The following is an 18,577-nucleotide window of genomic DNA, read 5'->3' as shown; positions in this document are numbered from 1 at the left end:
GGCGCCTTTAGACGCGTGCCGGAAATCCAAGGGTTATACCCTAAGAGCAAACCACCCCTTTTAGGGGTGGTTTTGATGTCGCGATCGCTTGGCGCGAACGTTACCGTATCAACATTTCGTGTCGAGGATGTAATCCCGAGGCCCGCCACCTCAACATGGCGCGGTCGTTGTAGAATATTGCAATGATTGCTCCCACGACATGGTGCCGCGAGCACCAAGAAAAGGAGATTCTTGTGTCTGAGACCATTAACGGCAGCCTGAGCGTCTCGAACGACGTTATTGCCGATATTGCCGGTTATGCCGCGATGACGTGCTATGGCGTCGTCGGTATGGCCGAGCAGCTCCAGGGCGCCGAGAGCGTGCGCCTGCTTGCCGGTCAGCGCCTCCGCAAGGGCGTGCTTGTCTCCGCCGACGAGGACGGCCTTACGGTCGATCTTCACGTCGTGCTCGAGAACGGCGTCAACATGAAGTCCGTCTGCCACAATCTTTCGAGCTCCGTTGCCTTCACTTTGCAGGAGATCGCCCAGATCGATCCCGCCAGCCTTAAGATCGGCATCCATATCGACGCGCTCAAGAGCCGTCTGAACTAGCGTCCGAAAACGGAGATTCAAATACCCATGATTGCAAAGACCATTCGCACCTGTTTTCCGATCGCTGCGGCTGCCGTTTCCGACAAGGCCGAGGAGATCAACAAGCTCAACGTCTTCCCCGTACCCGACGGCGATACCGGCACCAACATGTCGCTCACGCTCGCCTCGGTGACCAAGGAGCTCTCCGCCCTTCCCGCCGATGCCGACATGGAGGCCATCGCCGGCGCCATCACTCACGGCTCCCTCATGGGCGCCCGCGGTAACTCCGGCGTCATCACGTCGCAGATTCTGCGCGGCGTGGCCGAGGGCCTCGTCTCTGCCGATGAGCCCATCACCTCCGCCAACATCGCTTATGCGTTCCGTCGTGCCGTCAAGGTCGCCTTCCAGGCCGTCCGCAAGCCCATCGAGGGCACGATCCTCACGGTACTGCGCGATGTCTCGACCAAGGCCGACGAGTGCGAAAAGAAGAAGTTCTCGGCCGAGGACGCGCTCGATGCCATCGTTGTCGAGGCCTACCAGTCTGTCGCCCGCACGCCCGACCTGCTGCCGGTTCTGAAGGAGAACGGCGTGGTCGACTCCGGCGCCTTTGGCTTTGCCATCTTCCTGGAGAACTTTGTTGCCGCTGCGCTCGGCCGTAGCACCGTTGTCGAGGATTTCTCCGCCACGTTTGATTCTGCCGGCTCTGCCCGCGATGCGGCCCTCGGTCGCGTTGAGATCGAGGCCAACGATGACTGGGAGGGCTCGGAGTTCCGCTACTGCAACGAGTTCCTCTTTAAGGCCGATGCCCCGTTTGACGAGGACGAGTGCCTTAAGTTCCTGGGCTCCATGGGCGACTGCGAGTTGCTCGTGGGTGCCTATCCCGACTACAAGATCCACGTGCACTCCAACACCCCCAACCTGGTGCTCGAGCACATGCTGCAGCTTGGTCAGATCTATGAGGTCTTTATCCACAACATGGAGATGGAGGCCCACGACCGTACCGCTAAGATTCACGAGGATCAGGAGAAGGCCGCCGAGCCCGCGAAGGCCCTGGGCTTTGTCGCCGTTGCCGCCGGTTCCGGTGAGGCCGACATCCTCAAGTCCCTCGGCGTTGACGTGATCGTCTCGGGTGGCCAGACCATGAACCCCTCGACCGCCGACCTGTTGGGCGCCGTCGACCAGGTCAACGCGACCTCGGTCATCATCCTGCCCAATAACGGCAACATCCGCATGGCTGCCGAGGCCGCAGCCTCTGCCTGCACCGACAAGAAGGTCGCCGTCGTTCCCACCAAGACCGTCCCGCAGGCGTTCTCCGCGCTGTTCGCCGTCCTGCCCGATTCTGAGCTCGAGGACGCCGTTGCCGCCATGGTCGATGCCATCAGCGAGGTCCGCGATGGCGAGGTCACCCGCGCCGTGCGCGACTCCAGCGCCTCGGACGGCTCTCCGATTCACTCCGGTGACGTCATGGGCATCATCGCCGGCTCCATCGACGTGGTCGGTTCCGACGTGAAGCAGGTCACGCTCGACTGCATCAACCGCATGCAGGAGGAAGAGGAAGGCGACGCGCTGACGATTCTGGCCGGCGAGGAGCTATCCGACGAGGCCTTCCAGGAGATCGTCGACGCCATCGAGGAGGCTCAGCCCGATCTGGAGATCGACGCCCATCGTGGCGAGCAGCCGCTCTATCCCGTGATCTTCTCGATCGAGTAGGCTCTGCCTATGTCCGAGCTGTGCTCCGTGCCGCGCGTCTCGGAGCGCTTTGCCCAGAGCAATGCGCTCGACGAGGATATCGCGCGACTCAAATATGTTTCGGGTAAACATGAGGAGGCCCTTCGCCGTCTGGGAATTCGGACGGTGGGGGACCTCCTTCTCCATATCCCTCATCGATACCTGGACTTTACCCGTTCTTGGTCTATCGAGATGGCGCCCATCGGTACTGTGTGCACCATCATCGCCACGGTCGACCGTATCGTCCAAAAACAGCCGCGTCCGCGCATGCAGGTGACCGAGGTCTCACTCGTTGACGAGACGGGCGTGCTGCAGGTCGCCTTTTTCCGCCAGCCCTGGATTGCCCAGCAGCTTAAGCAGGGCGACCGCCTGGCCGTGATGGGCAAGGTTGAGTTTGCCTACGGTTTTAAGCAGATGGCCTCTCCGCACTTTGAAAAGCTCGAGGAAGGGCGTGCTGCGGGTACCATTTTGCCGGTCCATTATGTGAGTGACGGCGTGAGCCAGGCGTGGATGCGCCGCATCGTAAGCGGCGCGCTCGAGGTCGTCGGCAATCCCTTCGACCCGATTCCCGCACGCTTGCGCGTCAAGCGCCGCCTGATGAGCAATGCCCGCGCGCTTCGATCGATCCACTTTCCATCGAGTATGGCTGAGCGGGATATCGCGCGACGTCGCCTTGCTTATGAGGAGTGCCTTTACCTTCAGCTGGCGCTTCGCCTGCGCAACGATGGCGGCCTAGTCGATGTGGTGCCCTATGCCCACACCGCGGGCGAGCACCTGGCCGCACTCAAGCAAGCCCTGCCGTTTTCGCTGAGCGACGAGCAGGAGGTCGCGTTCCAAGATATCCTGCGCGATATGTGCGATGGCGGGCGTGTGATGAACCGCCTGCTGCTGGGCGATGTCGGTACCGGTAAGACCGCCGTTGCCGCCTGCGCGCTGGCTGTGGCTGCCGATAGCGGCACGCAGGCCTGTGTTATGGCGCCCACGGGCGTGCTGGCGCGCCAATATGCCGATAAGACCGGCCCTCTGCTCTCTCAGGCCGGCATGTCCTGGGCGCTTCTGACGGGTGCCACGCCGACCGCAGAGCGCGAGCGCATCCATGCACAGCTGGAATCGGGCGAGCTTGACGTGCTCTTTGGCACCCATGCGGTGCTTTCGGATGACGTTGCGTTCAAGCATCTGTCGCTTGTCGTCATCGACGAGCAGCACCGGTTTGGCGTCGGCCAACGTAACGCCCTACGCGCGAAGGGCCCCGGTGCCGATCTGCTCGTTATGACGGCAACGCCAATCCCGCGTACGCTGGCGCTTTCGGTCTACGGCGATCTGGACACGAGTATCATCCGCCATCGGCCCGTCCCTGGCGCTGGCGTGATGACACGCGTGCTCACCGAGTCGAGCCGCGACCTCGCCTATGGCGCCATCCGCGAGGCGCATGCAAAGGGCCAGCAGGCCTACGTGATTTGCCCACTTGTGGAGCCGAGTGATTCGGCCGATGAGCTGGAAGACGTACCTGGTATCGCCCGCGACGACGAGGGCCGCGTGACGGTCCCCGTGCCGCTGCACGATACGGCAACCGAGCTCGATCGCCTGCGTCTGGCGTTGCCGGGTCTTGTCATCGAGCGCCTTCACGGCCGCATGCCGGCGGGGGAGAAGGATCGTGTGATCGACGCCTTCAAGCGTGGCGAGATCGACGTGCTCGTCTCGACTACGGTGGTCGAGGTGGGCGTCGACGTGCCTAACGCCACCGTCATGGTCATCGAGAACGGCGAGCGCTTTGGGTTGGCTGCCCTGCACCAGCTGCGCGGTCGCGTGGGCCGTGGCAGCGTGTCGGGCACGTGCCTGGTCATGACGCACTCCAAGGGCAACGGTGGCGCTTCGGCAGCGCAAGATCGCCTGCAATCGCTCGAAAAAACCTCTGATGGCTTTACACTCGCCCAGATGGACCTGCGCCTGCGCCATGAGGGCGAAATCCTGGGGTACCGCCAGCACGGCGGTGTGACCCTGCGCTTTGTCGACCTGGATGCCGACGAGGAGCTGATCGAGTGGGCCCATTTGGACGCGGTCGAGCTCTTGCGGTATGCTTGTACACTTGACTCCGTGGCGACGCGCCCCCTGCGCGACGCGGTCGCCATGCGTTATCGACATATTTTTAAGGAGGTCAGCGGAGGATGAGAATCATCGGCGGCGAATGGCGCGGTCGTAAGATCGAGGAGCCCCGTGGTCGCGATGTCACCCGCCCCACGACTGATCGCGTGCGCGAGTCGTGCGCATCTATGGTCATGTCGGCATTCGACTTCGATCTGGACGAGGTCCGCGTGCTGGACGCCTTTGGCGGCTCCGGTGCCTTAGGGTTAGAGATGCTCTCTCGTGGGGCCCGCTCGCTCACGACGTTTGAGATCGATCGCAACGCCGCGCGGCTCATTACCAAGAATATCGAGTCGCTCTGCCGCGACCGTGCGCGTTGGCGCGTGGTCACGGGCGACATGCTGGCGAGTGCCTCGCGCGGTCGTGTACCGGGCGGCCCCTTTGATCTGGTCCTGCTCGACCCGCCCTATGCTTTTGGTGCCGAGCCGGTCGAGGAACTGCTGCAGAACCTGGCTCAGCAGGGTTTACTTGCACCTGGCGCTTACGCCTTGTTTGAGCATGCCGCTGCCGATGCGGGCGCGCATCCGGCAGGCTTTGAGACTGTACGTGAGAAGCGCTACGGCATTACCTCGGTCGACCTGCTTCGTTGGGTCGGCGATAACGATGGCGAGGGCGATAACGCCGGCACCGATGCTGACAACAACGATGCCACGACGTTTCAGGAGGACGCCCATGAGTGACACCATCAATCGCGTGATCGTCCCGGGCACCTTCGATCCCATCACGTTTGGCCATATCGATGTGATCCGCCGCGCCCGCCGCATCTTTCCCAGCGTGATCGTCGCTGTTGCCGAGTCGCAGGGTAAAAACGGTGTGGGCACCACGTTTACGCTCGATGAGCGCGTGGCGCTGGCCCGCGAGGCGCTCGGTGATATCGACGGCGTCGAGGTCCTGCCCTTTACCGGCCTCTTGGTCGACTTCGCTCGCGAGCAGGGGGCGGGGGCCGTGGTCAAGGGCCTGCGCGCCATGACCGACTTTGAGTACGAGCTGCAGCAGGCCGACCTCAACTATCGCTTGGATAACGAGCTGGAGTCCATCTTTGTCATGAGCGCGCCGCAGTACGGCTATATCTCAAGCTCGGTCGTTCGCCAGATCGCCTCGCTCGGTAGTGACGTATCGACGTTTGTCCCGCCCAACGTGGTCGAAGCGCTCAAACATCGCTTTTCGTGACGTTTCTTATTGCCTGGTGGCATGTGGTAAACTAGCACGATGATATGTTACCTATGAAAGGAGACCGGATGCCGGGCGAGAATTTTCCTGGCGATAGGATCGTCAGCTTGGTCGATGAGCTCGAAGGGCTGATCGAGGAAGCCAAGCCGCCTTTCGGCAAGAACGCTCAGTTCAAGGTCATCGACGCCGACGTGTTCTTCAACATCCTCGATGAGATCCGCATGAGCTATCCCGAGGAATGGCAGAAGTCCCGCCGTATCCTCAAAGAGCGCGAGGAGCTTATGGCTTCCGCCGCCGCTCAGGCCGATTCCATCATCGCCGATGCTCAGCAGCAGGCCCTCACCATTGCCGGTGAGCAGGAGATTGTCCGCCTTGCGCAGCAGCAGGCCGACGACATCCGCGATCGTGCCCAGCAGTACGAGCGCGAGACGCGTTATGCTGCCGAGGACTACGCAGAGCAGGTCTTTACGCACCTGGAGGAGAACCTCAAGAGCCTGACCGGCACCGTTACCCGTTGCCGTCAGCAGCTCAACGAGGGTGCCGCCCAGCAGAATGGTCAGTGGTAATGGCTGAGTTCCCGAGCGTTACCGTCGATCTTTCCGAGCAGCTCGAGTTTCCTGGAGATTCGTTTCCGCTGACCGGTAAGGTCGATGTCGCCACCTACACGGTGGGCGAGAAGGAGTACCAGCTACAGGACGGCATCGACTACGACGTTGTCTTTACCAATGCCGGTACCGGTGTCTTGCTCACGGGCATGGTCCGCGCGCACGCCACCGGTGAGTGCGACCGTTGCCTGGAGCCCGCCTCGTTTGATATCGCCGGAGAGATCGAGGAGTTCTACCTCTTTGAGGAGCCCGAGGATCCCGAGGCCTACGAGGACGGCTACGAGCTCCTGGGTGAGGACCGCATCGTCGATCTGGGTGAGCCCATCAATGACGCGGTCGTTATGGACACGCCGTTTGTGGTGCTCTGCAAGCCCGATTGCCGTGGTCTGTGCCCCACCTGCGGTTGCAATCTCAACGTCGAGCAATGCGATTGCGCCGCCCAGGCAGAGGCAGAATGGGCCGCTGCCACGGAAAATCCATTTGCAGCATTGAAGAATCTCAAGCTCGATGAGTAAAACTGTGGTAGTATCGCTACTTGCGCGTAATCGCCACACTGGATAGTTCATAAGGAAGGTCACTATGCCCGTACCTAAACAAAAGCAGGGTCGTATCCGCACTCACACCCGTCGTTCCGCCAACATGAAGATCTCGGCTGCGGCTCAGTCCACGTGCCCCCGTTGCGGCGCTGTCAAGCTTCCGCACCACGTGTGCCCCAGCTGCGGTTTCTACAAGGACCGCGAGGTTATCGTTACCGAGTAACGGTATACTCTGGATGCGATGCCGTTCCAAATGGAACCACAATGGCCGGCTCAGTGAGTCGGCCATTTTTGTATAAGGAGCATGTATATGAGTAACGTTCGCGTTTGTGTAGACGTTGTGGGCGGAGACGAGAAACCTCAGGTTGTTCTCGATGGTATCGAGGCTGCGCTTGCCGCCGATCCCGATATCGAGGTCTTGGCAGCTGGCCCCGCCGAAATCGTCAATCCCTTTGCAGCTTCCCATGCACGTGTTGAGGCCCTTGAGGCACCTGACGTTATCGCCATGGATGACGATCCCATTCGCGCCGTGATGACCAAGCGTAAGTCGTCGATCGTGCTTTCTTGCCGCGCCATTAAGAAGGGCAACGCGGATGCGTTCTTCTCCGCCGGCTCGACCGGTGCCATGACCGCCGCTGCCACCGCCTACGTGACGCCGTTTAGGTATCAGGCCGAAGGCAAGAAGCAGCCGGTGCGCCCCTGTCTGACCAATGCACTGCCCAATCGCGCCGGCGGTCTGACGGTGCTGTGCGACATGGGTGCCAACCCCGATGTCGAGGTTGACGATATGGTGCGTTTTGCCCAGATGGGCAGCGCCTATGCCCGCGTCGTCCTGGGCATCGAGCACCCTCGCGTGGGCCTGCTCGCCAACGGCACCGAGGACGAGAAGGGCTCCAACTTTACCAAGGCCTGTTTCCCTGCTATGAAGGCCGCCGTTCCCGGCTTTGTTGGTAACTGCGAGGGCACCGACCTCACCTCAGGTAACTTCGATGTCATCGTTGCCGATGGCATGTCGGGCAATATTGCGCTCAAGGCCACCGAGGGCGCTGCCAAGTTTTTGCTGCAGGAGCTCAAGGGTGTCTTTATGTCTTCGCTTGGCACCAAGATTGCCGCGCTTCTCATCAAAAAGCAGATGCGCGAGATTAAGGCCAAGCTCTCTGGCGACGCCAAGGGCGGCGCGATTCTTTTGGGCCTGCGCGGCGTGGTCCTGATCGGCCATGGCGCCACCTCGGTCGAGGCTGTTAAAAACGGTACGCTCGCGGCGGCCGAAGCCGTGCGCGCCGGGCTGGTCGAGAATGTCGCCAACTCCATGGACGGTATCGTTTTATAAGAGCGAGTTAGGGCGCTGTTATGTGCTTCGCGGCGCACGTCGTGGGGTAGAATCAGAACCTTGTCTTGGTACCGCCCGGGCGGTACCATTCTTTTGGTATTCATGCACTATGAGAGGAAGCGCTATGGACCGCTCCGAAATCTTCGACAAGATCGCCGAGGTCGCTGCTGACGTTCTGGGCGTCGATGTTGCCGAAATTAGCGATGAGACCACCTTTGACGACCTCGATGCCAACTCGCTCGAGCGTTTGCAGCTGGTTACGGCCATCGAGGACGAGTTCAACCTCGAGATCGATGACGAGACTCTGCTCTCGCTTAACTCTGTCGCCGACGCCGTCGACGCGATCGAAAACGCCAGGGAGGCTTAGGTCTTGGCTTTGTCTGAACGACTTACGCGCGCCCAGGAAATTCTGGGCCACGAGTTCAATAATAAGGTGCTGCTGCGCGCGGCCCTTACGCATCCCTCGGCAGTCGAGGGCCAGCCGGTTTCTGCCAGCTATGAGCGCCTTGAGTTCTTGGGCGATTCCATTTTGGGTGCTGTGGTCGCACGCTCCCTGTTTGAGTCCTATCCTGAGTTTGACGAGGGCAAGCTCACGCGCCTGAAGGTGTCGCTTGTCTCGGGCGCTACGCTGTCCGAGGTTTCTCACGAGCTGGGCATCGACGACATCATCATCTTTGGTGCCTCCGAGACCGGTACCGGTGCGCGCGGCCTGCATTCGGCGCTCGAGAACGTCTACGAGTCGCTCGTGGGCGCACTGTACCTGGATGCCGGCTGGGACGTTGCGGCGGAGTTTATCCATCGTACGCTTAAGCCGCATTTGGCTTCCGAGCGCGCCGAGCATCCCGCGAACCCCAAGTCGTTTTTGCAGGAGTGCGTGCAAGCCGACGGTCACGAACCCCCGGCGTACAAGCTCGTTGGCTCCGAGGGCCCGGCGCATGCGCCCACCTTTACCGCCGTGGTGTTGATCGATGGTATTCGTCAGGGTCGCGGCTCCGGCTCCTCAAAGAAGGAAGCCGAGGGAGCCGCCGCGCTCGAAGCGCTCGACCGCATGGGTTACACCACCAACGGCGTGATTCTGAACAAGAAGCACGTGTAAGCGAGGAACCGTGTATCTCAAGTCCCTCACGCTCAAAGGGTTCAAGTCGTTTGCCGACCGCGCCCATATGACGTTTGAGCCGGGCCTGACCGTCATCGTCGGTCCTAACGGCTCGGGAAAATCGAACATCTCCGACTCGATTCTGTGGGTCCTGGGCGAGCAGAGCGCCAAGCAGCTGCGCGGCCAGGCCATGGAGGATGTCATCTTCTCTGGCTCGTCAGCGCGCAAGCCGGTGGGTGTCGCCGAGGTCACGCTGGTGCTCGATAACTCGGACCATATGCTGCCCGTCGATTTTGACGAGGTTGCCATCACCCGTCGTATGTATCGCTCGGGCGAAAGCGAGTATCTCATCAACTCGAGTCCGTGCCGCCTGATGGACATTCAGGACATCCTGCACGATTCGGGCCTGGGCAAGGATACGCATTCCATCATCAGCCAGGGCAAGCTCGACGCCATTTTGCAGAGCCGCCCCGAGGAGCGTCGCGCCCTCATCGAGGAGGCCGCCGGCATCTCCAAGCACAAGCGCCGCAAGGAGCGCGCGCTCAAAAAGATTAAGTCAATGGACGAGCACCTGACGCGTGCCCGCGACATCAATAAGGAAATCGCCCGTCAGCTGCGACCGCTGGAGCGTCAGGTCGACCGCGCGCGCAAGTACAAAGAGCTGTCCTCGCGCGCGAACGAGCTTACGCAGATGCTGGCCGTCGACGAGCTGCGTTCGCTGCAGTCGCAGTGGAACGATCTGGAGAGCCGCTCCAAGGAGGGCGCTGCCGAGCTGGAGCTTGCGCAGTACCGCTTGGGCGAAAAGGAGCGTGAGCTCGAGAAGCTCCAGGTTATGCTCGAGGAAAAGGGCCTGTTTGTGGGCGACCTGGGCGAGCAACGCCGTCATATGCAAGATGTGGTCGGTCGCATTAACTCCGACATGCGCCTGCTTGAGGAAAAGGGCCACAACATGGTGTCGCGCCTGTCTGACATGCGCGGGCAGATTTCGAGCTCCGAGCATCAGCGTCGTCGCGTGGTCGAGGAGCTCGAGGACGCGCGTGCGCAGCTTGAGGAAGTGACCGGTGCGCATATGCAGGCCCAGGAGGACGTTGACGCCGCCGGTCCTGCCGCCGCTGAGCTCCACGAGCGGCGCGTGGCGCTCGACAATCAGATTTCGCAGCTTACGCGTGAGCAACGCGATGTGCAGCGCGTGGCCGATAACGCCGCGCTCGAGCTCGCCAAGGTGAAGGACTCGCTGAGCAACGCTGAGGTCGAGGACAACATGTATGTCTCGCGCCTGGAGCAGGTTGACGAGCAGCTCGAGGAGGTCACGGCCTCGCTTGAGAGCCGTCGCAACCGCGCTGAGGAGCTCGACGGCGCACTCGATCAGGCTCGCCAAGCCCAGATCGATGCGCGCGAGGCCGCAGAGGTCGCGCGTACGGCGCTCAAGGACCTACGTGCCCGCGAGAGCGAGGCGCGCAACAAGCTGTCCGAGGTGCGCTCGGAGCTTGCCAGCCAAAAGAAACTCGATGCTCGCATGGCCGACAGCTCGCCGCTCGTGAGCCGACTGGTGGGGGCGTTGGGCGATGACGTAACGGGTCGCCTGGGTGATGTGCTCGAAGCCCCGCGCGAGCTCGAAGGCCTGGTGGAGCAGCTGCTTGCCGGCGATATCGATGCCCTGTTGTTTGATGACGCTGATGCGCTTGAGCGCGCCGGGCGTGCCGCCCTGGACCAAAAGAAGGCCTCGGGCGAGGCATTGCTGGTGGCGCGCGGCGTGAGCGGCTCTACCGCCGCTGAGGGCGCTGCCGGTACCCGCCTGGTTGATCGTCTGTCCGTGCGTGCAGGCTACGGACCCGTCGTCGAGGCGCTGCTCGGCGGCTATTACGTGGTCGATGACTTGGCCACCGCGCTGGCTGCGCCTGTCGTTGACGGTGTGACCTACGTGACTCCCGATGGCGCCCGCGTGTGCTGTGGTGGTCTGGTGCGCGTGGGGCTCGATGCCGGCGAGGCTTCGGGTGCCCTGGAGCGCAAGCGCCGCATCCGTGAGCTCGAGGGTCTGGAGCCCGATCTGGCTGCTATCTTTGAGCATGTCTCGGACCAAGTCGTTGAGGCCAACGCCGCTGTCGAGGAGGCCCGTGCCGCCGAGGGCGATGCCGCCGGCGAGATTGCCCGCCTTGAGGGTGAGCGTCGCTCGCTGCTGTCCGAGATCGGCCGCCTTGAGCAAAGCGCCAACAACGCCGAGGTCGAGCGCGTGCGCATTTCCAAGCGCCGTGAGCAAGCCGCTGAGGCCGTCCGTGCCGCTCGTCCACGCGTGGATGAACTTACTCGTTCGCGTGACGAAGCTCGTGCGCAGGCGAGCGACCTAGGTCTCCAGATTGCCGAGGCCAACGACGAGCTCGACCGCGTGCGCCGCGATGACTCCGAGGCCGCCGGTAAGCTCGCCGATGCCAAGGTGCGTCTGGCCCAGACGAGCGAGCGCCTGCGTTCGCTGAAGGGCCGCGTTCCCGATCTGGAGCATCGTCTGGAGGGTATCGACCGCCGTATTCGCGGAACGCGCCAGGCTTCGCGCTCGCTTGAGCTGCTGCGACTGCGCGTCGATCCCATGCACGAGCGTTACTCGGCCCTGCTGGAGCGCGCCTCGGACTGGGCCGCGCGCCTTCGGGACCAGGCTTCTCTCGAGGAGGCAGACTCCGCCTCGCTCAAGAAGACCATCGAGGACGCCAAGGCCGAAGTCGCTCGCGCCAAAGATAAGGTCGATACCGCCGCCGCGACGCAAAATGAGTTCAAGGTCGCACGCGGCAAGCTCGAGGTGCAGGTGGAGGCAGCCATCAAGGCCATCACCGCCGACGGCACCACGGTGCTCGAGGAAGCGCTTATGCTTCCCGCGCCCACCGACCGCGACGCTGCCGAGCGCGAGCTCAACCAGCTCGTTCGCCAAATCAACAACCTGGGTCCTGTGAACCAGGTTGCCATGGAAGAGTACGAGCAGCTCAAGCGCCGAGCCGACTACATCGAGGAACAGCTGGCCGATCTGGAGAGCGCGCGTAAGGCGCTCACCAAGATCACCGTTGCTATCGACCGTAAGATGCGCAAAGCGTTCCTGGTAACCTTCGAGAATGTCGATGCGAACTTCCGCGAGATCTTCGCCATGCTCTTCCCGGGAGGCCAGGCTCATCTGGAGATGACCGACCCCGAGCATCCGGCCGAGACGGGAATCGAGGTCGTGGCGCAGCCGCGCGGTAAGCGCATCACCAAGATGATGCTCATGTCGGGCGGCGAGAAGAGCCTGACGGCGCTCGCCCTGCTTTTTGCCGTGTATCGCACGCGTACGGTGCCGTTCTATGTGCTGGACGAGGTCGAGGCGGCGCTCGACGACGCCAACTTGTCCAAGCTCATTGGCGCCCTTGATGTACTGCGTTCCGATACGCAGCTCTTGGTCATTTCGCATCAGCGCCGTACTATGGAGGACGCTGACGTTCTCTACGGCGTCTCGATGCAAGCTGACGGCGTCAGTCGCGTCGTCTCGCAAAAACTCGATCGCGAAACCGGAAAGGTCGTGAATGCATAATGGGATTCTTTGACGCTCTGTCGCGCGGACTCGAGCGCAGCCGCGAGGCCCTCAACGAGATCTTCTACTTTGGCGGCGAGGTCGATGAGGATTTTTGGGAGGACCTTGAGGACACGCTCGTCATGGGTGACATGGGGGCCGAGGTCGCGATCCAGGTTTCTGATGACCTGCGCGACGCCGCCGCCAAGAAGAACCTCAAGACCGCCCCGCAGCTCCGTCGTGCCCTGGCCGAGCAGCTCGAGCAGCACTTTGTGCCCATCGAGCGCGATCCGTTCGCCGATACGCCGAGCTGTGTACTGTTTGTGGGCATCAACGGCGCCGGCAAGACCACGACGGTCGGCAAGATCGCGAGTGCCATGGCAGCCCGCGGCAAGAACGTCGTGATCGGCTCTGCCGATACCTTCCGCGCTGCCGCCATTGAGCAGCTCGATGTGTGGGGCCAGCGCGCTGGCGTTCCCGTCATCAAGCGCGACCGCGGCTCCGACCCGGCAAGCGTGTGCTACGACGTGCTCGATGAGGCCGACAAGCGCGGCAGCGACCTGGTGCTTATCGATACCGCCGGTCGTCTGCACACGAGTCCCGAGCTCATGCGCGAGCTTGCCAAGGTGGTCAACGTGACGCGTAAGCGCGCCGCCAATATGGCCGCCGGCCCCATGCCCGTCTCGGTCGTCCTCGTAATCGATGCCGCGACAGGCCAAAACGGCCTCAACCAGGCGCTCGAGTTTAACGAGGCGCTGGGCCTGGACGGTATTATCATGACAAAGCTCGACGGTACGGCAAAGGGCGGTATCGCCATGGCCGTGGCCGAGAAGCTCAAGCTTCCCATCCTGCGCATCGGTGTGGGAGAGCAGGTCGATGACCTGCAGGAGTTTAATGCCAAAGATTTCTGCCGCGCCCTGGTGGGCGAGTCCAACTAAGGAGTGACTAGTGTTTGATTCTCTGAGCGATCGCCTCAACGACACATTTGACCGCCTGCGCGGCAAGGGTAAGCTGACCGAGGCCGATATCACCTCGGCCATGCGCGACATCCGAATGGCGCTGCTCGAGGCCGACGTTAACTTTAAGGTCGTTAAGGAGTTTGTCGCTAAGACCAAGGAGCGCTGCATGACCGCCGAGGTCATGGAGTCCCTGTCCCCGGCGCAAAACGTCGTCAAGATCGTGCTCGACGAGCTCACCGAGATGCTCGGCTCCACCGAGAGCAAGCTCGTCTTTAGCAACCGCATCCCCAACGTCATCATGCTCGTGGGCCTGCAGGGCTCCGGTAAGACCACGGCGGCCGTAAAGCTGGCCTACCTGCTCAAGAAGCAGGGCCGCTCGCCGTTGCTCGCCGCGTGCGACGTCTACCGTCCCGCTGCTGCCGACCAGCTGGCCACGCTCGGTGGCGAGATCGGCGTACCGGTCTTCCGCGGCGACGGTGCGCACCCGGTCGATATCGCCAAGGGCGCCATCCAGGAGGCCGTCGACCACCTGCGCGACGTGGTCATCGTCGATACCGCCGGTCGTTTGCAGATCGACGAGCAGATGATGCAGGAGGCCGTGGACATCAAGAAGGCCGTCAAGCCCGATCAGGTGCTGATGGTCGTCGATGCCATGACCGGCCAGGATATTGTCAACGTCGTCTCGACCTTCGCTGAGCGCACCGACTTTGACGGCGTGATCATCTCCAAGCTCGACGGCGACGCCCGTGGCGGCGGCGCGCTTTCCGTGCGCCAGGTGACCGGCAAGCCCATCAAGTTTGTGAGCATGGGCGAGAAGCCCGATTCGCTGGAGCCGTTCTACCCCGATCGTATGGCCAAGCGCATTCTGGGTATGGGCGACGTTGTCGGCATCATTGAGAAGGCCCAGGAGGCCGCCGATGCCGAGCAGCTCGAGGCCGCCGAGCGCATGCTGCGCGAGGGCTTTACTATGAACGACATGCTCGACCAGATGAAAGCCGTCAAGAAGATGGGCGGCATGAAGGGCATTCTGGGCATGCTCCCCGGTGGCCAGCGTGCGCTTAACCAGATGGGTGGCAACCTGGACGAAGGTATCTTCGATAAGAACGAGGCCATCATCATGTCGATGACCAAGGAGGAGCGCCTTCGCCCCTCCATCATCAACGGCCAGCGCCGTGCCCGCATTGCCAAGGGCGCCGGCGTGACCCCCACCGAGGTCAATAGCCTTATGAAGCAGTGGGGTGAGATGAATAAGATGATGGGCCGCATGCGCACGATGGCCAATCAGGCGCATGCCGGCGGCAAGAAGGGCAAAAAGGGTAAGAAGGGCAAGAAGATGCGCATGCCCAATATTCCCGGTCTGGATGCCATGGGTCTGGGCGGCATGGGCGGCTTGGGAACGGGCGGCCCTAAGTCCGATATGGACCTGCTGCGCCAGATGGAAGCGCAGATGCGCAATAAGAAATAACGACTGGCTGAGTCGTGTATGGCGAAGGCCGCCTGGATGGTACTCCAGGCGGCCTTCGCCGTTTGTTCGTAGGTTGTCGCACGCGCGGAAGCGTATTCTCGACGAGGTGCTTGTCGTTAGTGGCAGCTGCAGCCCTCGTGGCCCTCGTGCTCGTGATGGCCGTGGCAGCCGCAGGACTCGCCATGCTCGCGGGTGTGCTCGTGATCATGTCCATGGCAGTCGCAGGTGGCCTCGCCGGTCTGAGCGAGCGTGCCGGCAATGAGGGCCTCGACGCAGGCATCGCAGCTGCCCTGGGCGCCCGCATAGACCGTGATGCCAGCCTGGGTGAGCGCGTTGATGGCGCCGCCGCCGATACCGCCGCAGATGAGCGTGTCAACGCCACCGTTGGCAAGCAGGCCCGCCAAGGCGCCGTGGCCGGTGCCACCGGTGCCTACGACCTGCTCGTTGAGCACCTTGCCATCCTGGATGTCGTAGATCTTGAACTGCTCGCTGCGGCCAAAGTGCATAAAGATGTTGCCGTTGTCGTACGTCGTTGCCACCCTCATGGTGCCGACCTCCTTTGCTGGCCATGCGGCCGTCGTCGTGGCGATGGGGGAGTACGCGATATTGCCGCCCTCGATGACGAGCGCTCGTCCGTTGACCAGCGCATCGGCCACCTTGCGATGCGCGCGGCTGCAAATGGCCGCCACCGTTGCGCGGGCGATGCCCATCTGCTGGGCGACCGCCTCTTGGTTGAGACCTTCCAGGTCGCACAGGCGCAGCACCTCAAGCTCGTCGACGGTCATGTCGATGGCATCACCGCTGGCAAGGCCATCGGGGGTAAAGCCGCGGTATTCGGGGATGATCCCGACGCGGCGCAGTTTTTCGCGTCTTCCTGCCATGCACACTCCTTATCTGACATATGTCAACAATAGGATAACGCGTTAGCCGTTGGGCGCAAGGCATTTTTAGCATATGTCAGAAAATGAGGACTTATGTTTGGGCTGTGGGGCCGCGTGTGCCTGGGCTACAATGAATCTCGCTTGTAGGCGACTGACAGGAGGGTCAATGAGCAAGGCTGATCAACAGTTTGTAGCCATGTGCCGCGATATCTTGGACCATGGCACCACGACCGAGGGCCAAAAGGTCCGCCCGGTGTGGGAGGACGGCACCCCTGCCTATACCATTAAAAACTTTGGAGTTACGGCACGCTACGACCTGCGCGAGGAGTTCCCCGCGCTCACCCTGCGTCGCACGGCGCTTAAGTCTGCGATGGATGAGATCCTGTGGATCTATCAGAAGAAGTCCAATAACGTGCATGACCTCAACAGCCATATTTGGGATGAGTGGGCCGACGAGACCGGCTCCATCGGCAAAGCCTACGGCTACCAGATTGGGCAGAAGAGCCATTATGCCGAGGGTGACTTTGATCAGATGGACCGCGTGCTGTACGACCTCAAGCACACGCCGTACAGCCGCCGCATCATGACCAACACATACGTGTTCAGTGATCTGTCCGAGATGCACCTGTATCCGTGCGCCTACAGCGTGACCTATAACGTCACGCAGCGTCCGCAGGACGACAAGCCGACGCTCAACATGATTCTCAACCAGCGTAGCCAGGATATTTTGGCCGCGAACAACTGGAATGTGTGCCAGTACGCCATTTTGCTGATGATGGTTGCGCAGTCGGTCGATATGATCACTGGCGAGCTGCTGCACGTGATTGCCGATGCCCACATTTACGACCGTCATGTCGATATCATCCGCGAACTTATCGAGCGTCCGCAGTTTGCGGCGCCTAAGGTTTCATTGAACCCCGACGTGCACGATTTCTACGCGTTTACGACCGATGATCTGATCGTTGAGGGCTACGAGCACGGCCCGCAGGTCAAGAACATTCCCATTGCGGTGTAGGTGGCGATCATGACGTGTAAGCTTTCTGCCATTGTCGCCGTGTGCGATGACTGGGGTATTGGGTGCGAGGGCGACATGGTCGTGTCCAACCGTGCCGACATGCGTCATTTTGTGGCATGCACCAAGGGTTGCCCGGTCATTATGGGGCGCAAGACGCTGTTGAGTTTTCCCGGCGGGCGTCCTCTCAAGAATCGCCGTAATATCGTGCTCACCCGCGACGAGAGCTTTGCTGCCGAGGGCGTCGACGTGGTGCATGGCGTTGACGAAGCGCTCGTCGCGGTAGCCGATGAACCCGTTGCGTGGGTGATCGGCGGCGGCGAGGTGTATCGACAGTTCTTGCCGTATTGCGTCGAGGCCGAGGTTACGCATAACCATTGCGTGCATGACGTGGATACGTACTTTCCCGATCTGGATGCCGATCCCGCGTGGGAGATTGCGAGGCGTGGCGGTGTTGCCACGATTGCCGCGGGCGAGGGTGACGAGGGTCTCGATTATGAGTTCGTGACGTATCGTCGCGTTGAGGCGTAAATCGTCTGGCGTGAACGGTATCATCGGGTTATTTGAATGCATGGGGCGGCGCTTAGCGTCGCCTCGTTTGGTATAGATCTGCTGTAAAGAAAGGTGCGGGCAGGCTGCTATGACTGATGCCGTTGAGGTGCTGCGAATCGATTCGCTCGAGGACGAGCGGCTCGATGCCTACGTGCGACTGACCGAGCGTGAGCTTCGCTGCGTGCTGGAGCCGCAGAAGGGCATTTTTATCGCCGAGAGTGCCAAGGTCATCGAGCGTGCAGTGCGCGCCGGATACGAGCCGGTGAGCTTTCTTTTGGGCGAACGCTGGCTCGACCAGATGCTGCCGCTGTTTGAGCGCCTGGCGGTACGCGAAGGTGCGGGCCCGGTTCCCGTGTTCGTGGCCTCGATGGAGCTTATGGAGCAGCTGACGGGCTTTAACGTGACGCGCGGTGCGCTCGCGGCGTTCCGTCGCCCGCGTCAGTTTCCGGTAGCCGAGTTCTTGGGCGGCGTCGTCGAGGCGGCGGGGGAGCGCCCGGTGCGCGTGTGCGTGCTCGAGGGCATTGTCGACCACACCAACGTCGGCGCGATTTTCCGCTCGGCGGCTGCGCTGAACGTCGATGGCATTTTGGTGAGTCCTACGTGCTGTGACCCGCTGTATCGTCGCTCGGCCCGCGTGAGCATGGGCACCGTGTTTCAGGTGCCGTGGACGCGTATTGGCAGTGAGGCGCGCGTATGGCCGCATGATGGGCTGGCGGCGCTGCACGATGCCGGCTTTTCGTGTTCCGCCATGGCGTTGACGGATGATTCGGTGTCGTTGGACGATCCCGTGCTGCAGGAGATTGATCGCCTGGCGATCTTTATGGGTACCGAGGGTGCCGGCCTGGGAGCCAAGACCATTGAGGGCTGTGACTGCGCCGTGCGCATTCCGATGGCGCACGGGGTCGATTCGCTCAACGTGGCCGCGGCGAGCGCCGTCGCCTTTTGGCAGCTGTGCCCGCACGTGAGCAATGAGTATCACTACCAGCCGGGTTTGTATCACTAGGCA

18 protein-coding genes are annotated in these 18,577 nt (G+C 61.9%); 17 read left to right on the top strand and 1 reads right to left on the bottom strand.

What is annotated here, in order from left to right:
- Positions 1-233 precede the first annotated feature (233 nt).
- The 14 genes from I2H19_RS03880 (at position 234) to ffh (ending at position 15,126) form a co-directional block, all read left to right on the top strand.
- Positions 234-590 carry an Asp23/Gls24 family envelope stress response protein gene (locus tag I2H19_RS03880; protein ID WP_233539077.1) on the top strand — a complete coding sequence of 119 codons (357 nt, stop codon included), beginning with the start codon at positions 234-236 and terminating at the stop codon, positions 588-590.
- Between the two features lie 27 nt (positions 591-617).
- Positions 618-2,279 (top strand): DAK2 domain-containing protein, encoded by a 1,662-nt coding sequence (locus I2H19_RS03875; protein WP_117765715.1) that lies wholly within the window; start codon positions 618-620, stop codon positions 2,277-2,279.
- Between the two features lie 9 nt (positions 2,280-2,288).
- Positions 2,289-4,466, top strand: a complete 2,178-nt coding sequence (locus I2H19_RS03870) for an ATP-dependent DNA helicase RecG (RefSeq protein ID WP_195621365.1) — start codon at positions 2,289-2,291, stop codon at positions 4,464-4,466.
- A complete protein-coding gene (rsmD, locus tag I2H19_RS03865; RefSeq protein WP_195621363.1) occupies positions 4,463-5,119 on the top strand; it encodes a 16S rRNA (guanine(966)-N(2))-methyltransferase RsmD in 657 nt (218 codons plus the stop codon). Before I2H19_RS03870 ends, rsmD begins: the two co-directional genes overlap by 4 nt.
- Positions 5,112-5,609, top strand: coding sequence for a pantetheine-phosphate adenylyltransferase (coaD, locus tag I2H19_RS03860; protein ID WP_117820276.1), 498 nt, complete (start codon positions 5,112-5,114; stop codon positions 5,607-5,609). The genes rsmD and coaD overlap by 8 nt, the downstream gene beginning before the upstream one ends.
- A gap of 68 nt (positions 5,610-5,677) precedes the next feature.
- A complete protein-coding gene (locus I2H19_RS03855; protein ID WP_040358176.1) occupies positions 5,678-6,175 on the top strand; it encodes an ATP synthase subunit B family protein in 498 nt (165 codons plus the stop codon).
- Entirely contained in the window at positions 6,175-6,729 is a 555-nt protein-coding gene (locus tag I2H19_RS03850; protein WP_161145464.1) for a YceD family protein, read from the top strand. Before I2H19_RS03855 ends, I2H19_RS03850 begins: the two co-directional genes overlap by 1 nt.
- 64 nt (positions 6,730-6,793) lie before the next feature.
- Positions 6,794-6,973, top strand: coding sequence for a 50S ribosomal protein L32 (rpmF, locus tag I2H19_RS03845; RefSeq protein ID WP_022094017.1), 180 nt, complete (start codon positions 6,794-6,796; stop codon positions 6,971-6,973).
- A gap of 87 nt (positions 6,974-7,060) precedes the next feature.
- Complete coding sequence (gene plsX, locus I2H19_RS03840) at positions 7,061-8,080, top strand: phosphate acyltransferase PlsX (RefSeq protein ID WP_195621354.1); 1,020 nt, start codon at positions 7,061-7,063, stop codon at positions 8,078-8,080.
- 124 nt (positions 8,081-8,204) lie between these two features.
- Positions 8,205-8,447 (top strand): acyl carrier protein, encoded by a 243-nt coding sequence (locus I2H19_RS03835; RefSeq protein WP_055309519.1) that lies wholly within the window; start codon positions 8,205-8,207, stop codon positions 8,445-8,447.
- A gap of 3 nt (positions 8,448-8,450) precedes the next feature.
- Positions 8,451-9,176, top strand: coding sequence for a ribonuclease III (gene rnc, locus I2H19_RS03830; protein ID WP_055286400.1), 726 nt, complete (start codon positions 8,451-8,453; stop codon positions 9,174-9,176).
- 10 nt (positions 9,177-9,186) lie between these two features.
- Positions 9,187-12,723, top strand: a complete 3,537-nt coding sequence (gene smc, locus I2H19_RS03825) for a chromosome segregation protein SMC (RefSeq protein ID WP_195621352.1) — start codon at positions 9,187-9,189, stop codon at positions 12,721-12,723.
- Positions 12,723-13,640, top strand: coding sequence for a signal recognition particle-docking protein FtsY (gene ftsY, locus I2H19_RS03820; protein ID WP_195621349.1), 918 nt, complete (start codon positions 12,723-12,725; stop codon positions 13,638-13,640). The genes smc and ftsY overlap by 1 nt, the downstream gene beginning before the upstream one ends.
- Before the next feature lie 10 nt (positions 13,641-13,650).
- Positions 13,651-15,126: a signal recognition particle protein gene (gene ffh, locus I2H19_RS03815; RefSeq protein WP_195621347.1), complete on the top strand. Its 1,476-nt coding sequence runs from the start codon at positions 13,651-13,653 to the stop codon at positions 15,124-15,126.
- 116 nt (positions 15,127-15,242) lie between these two features.
- Here the strand turns inward: ffh and I2H19_RS03810 are convergent, their stop codons facing one another.
- The gene (locus I2H19_RS03810) at positions 15,243-16,007 is read right to left on the bottom strand and encodes a DUF134 domain-containing protein (protein WP_195621345.1); all 765 of its coding nucleotides are present in this window, start codon (positions 16,005-16,007) and stop codon (positions 15,243-15,245) included.
- A 166-nt stretch (positions 16,008-16,173) separates the two neighbouring features.
- Here I2H19_RS03810 and thyA point away from each other — a divergent pair, with 166 nt between their 5' ends.
- The 3 genes from thyA to I2H19_RS03795 all read left to right on the top strand — a co-directional run bounded on the left by thyA (position 16,174) and on the right by I2H19_RS03795 (position 18,574).
- Positions 16,174-17,022 (top strand): thymidylate synthase, encoded by an 849-nt coding sequence (thyA, locus tag I2H19_RS03805; protein WP_195621343.1) that lies wholly within the window; start codon positions 16,174-16,176, stop codon positions 17,020-17,022.
- Positions 17,023-17,031: 9 nt separating this feature from the next.
- The gene (locus I2H19_RS03800) at positions 17,032-17,550 is read left to right on the top strand and encodes a dihydrofolate reductase (protein WP_138341192.1); all 519 of its coding nucleotides are present in this window, start codon (positions 17,032-17,034) and stop codon (positions 17,548-17,550) included.
- A gap of 109 nt (positions 17,551-17,659) precedes the next feature.
- The gene (locus I2H19_RS03795; protein ID WP_195621341.1) at positions 17,660-18,574 is read left to right on the top strand and encodes a TrmH family RNA methyltransferase; all 915 of its coding nucleotides are present in this window, start codon (positions 17,660-17,662) and stop codon (positions 18,572-18,574) included.
- Positions 18,575-18,577: the final 3 nt, after the last annotated feature.

The sequence above is a fragment of the Collinsella aerofaciens genome (assembly GCF_015560135.1).
Classification (GTDB): domain Bacteria; phylum Actinomycetota; class Coriobacteriia; order Coriobacteriales; family Coriobacteriaceae; genus Collinsella; species Collinsella aerofaciens_AN.
This window is presented reverse-complemented; position numbering and strand designations above follow the sequence as displayed.

Excerpts from the sequence above, each read along its gene's own strand:
- coaD (WP_117820276.1), top strand. The coding sequence starts at position 5,112 with ATGAGTGACACCATCAATCGCGTGATCGTCCCGGGCACCTTCGATCCC.
- I2H19_RS03800 (WP_138341192.1), top strand. The coding sequence starts at position 17,032 with ATGACGTGTAAGCTTTCTGCCATTGTCGCCGTGTGCGATGACTGGGGT.
- plsX (WP_195621354.1), top strand. The coding sequence starts at position 7,061 with ATGAGTAACGTTCGCGTTTGTGTAGACGTTGTGGGCGGAGACGAGAAA.
- I2H19_RS03810 (WP_195621345.1), bottom strand. The coding sequence starts at position 16,007 with ATGGCAGGAAGACGCGAAAAACTGCGCCGCGTCGGGATCATCCCCGAA.
- rsmD (WP_195621363.1), top strand. The coding sequence starts at position 4,463 with ATGAGAATCATCGGCGGCGAATGGCGCGGTCGTAAGATCGAGGAGCCC.
- I2H19_RS03795 (WP_195621341.1), top strand. The coding sequence starts at position 17,660 with ATGACTGATGCCGTTGAGGTGCTGCGAATCGATTCGCTCGAGGACGAG.
- thyA (WP_195621343.1), top strand. The coding sequence starts at position 16,174 with ATGAGCAAGGCTGATCAACAGTTTGTAGCCATGTGCCGCGATATCTTG.
- I2H19_RS03855 (WP_040358176.1), top strand. The coding sequence starts at position 5,678 with ATGCCGGGCGAGAATTTTCCTGGCGATAGGATCGTCAGCTTGGTCGAT.
- I2H19_RS03850 (WP_161145464.1), top strand. The coding sequence starts at position 6,175 with ATGGCTGAGTTCCCGAGCGTTACCGTCGATCTTTCCGAGCAGCTCGAG.
- I2H19_RS03875 (WP_117765715.1), top strand. The coding sequence starts at position 618 with ATGATTGCAAAGACCATTCGCACCTGTTTTCCGATCGCTGCGGCTGCC.
- I2H19_RS03835 (WP_055309519.1), top strand. The coding sequence starts at position 8,205 with ATGGACCGCTCCGAAATCTTCGACAAGATCGCCGAGGTCGCTGCTGAC.
- rpmF (WP_022094017.1), top strand. The coding sequence starts at position 6,794 with ATGCCCGTACCTAAACAAAAGCAGGGTCGTATCCGCACTCACACCCGT.
- I2H19_RS03870 (WP_195621365.1), top strand. The coding sequence starts at position 2,289 with ATGTCCGAGCTGTGCTCCGTGCCGCGCGTCTCGGAGCGCTTTGCCCAG.
- ftsY (WP_195621349.1), top strand. The coding sequence starts at position 12,723 with ATGGGATTCTTTGACGCTCTGTCGCGCGGACTCGAGCGCAGCCGCGAG.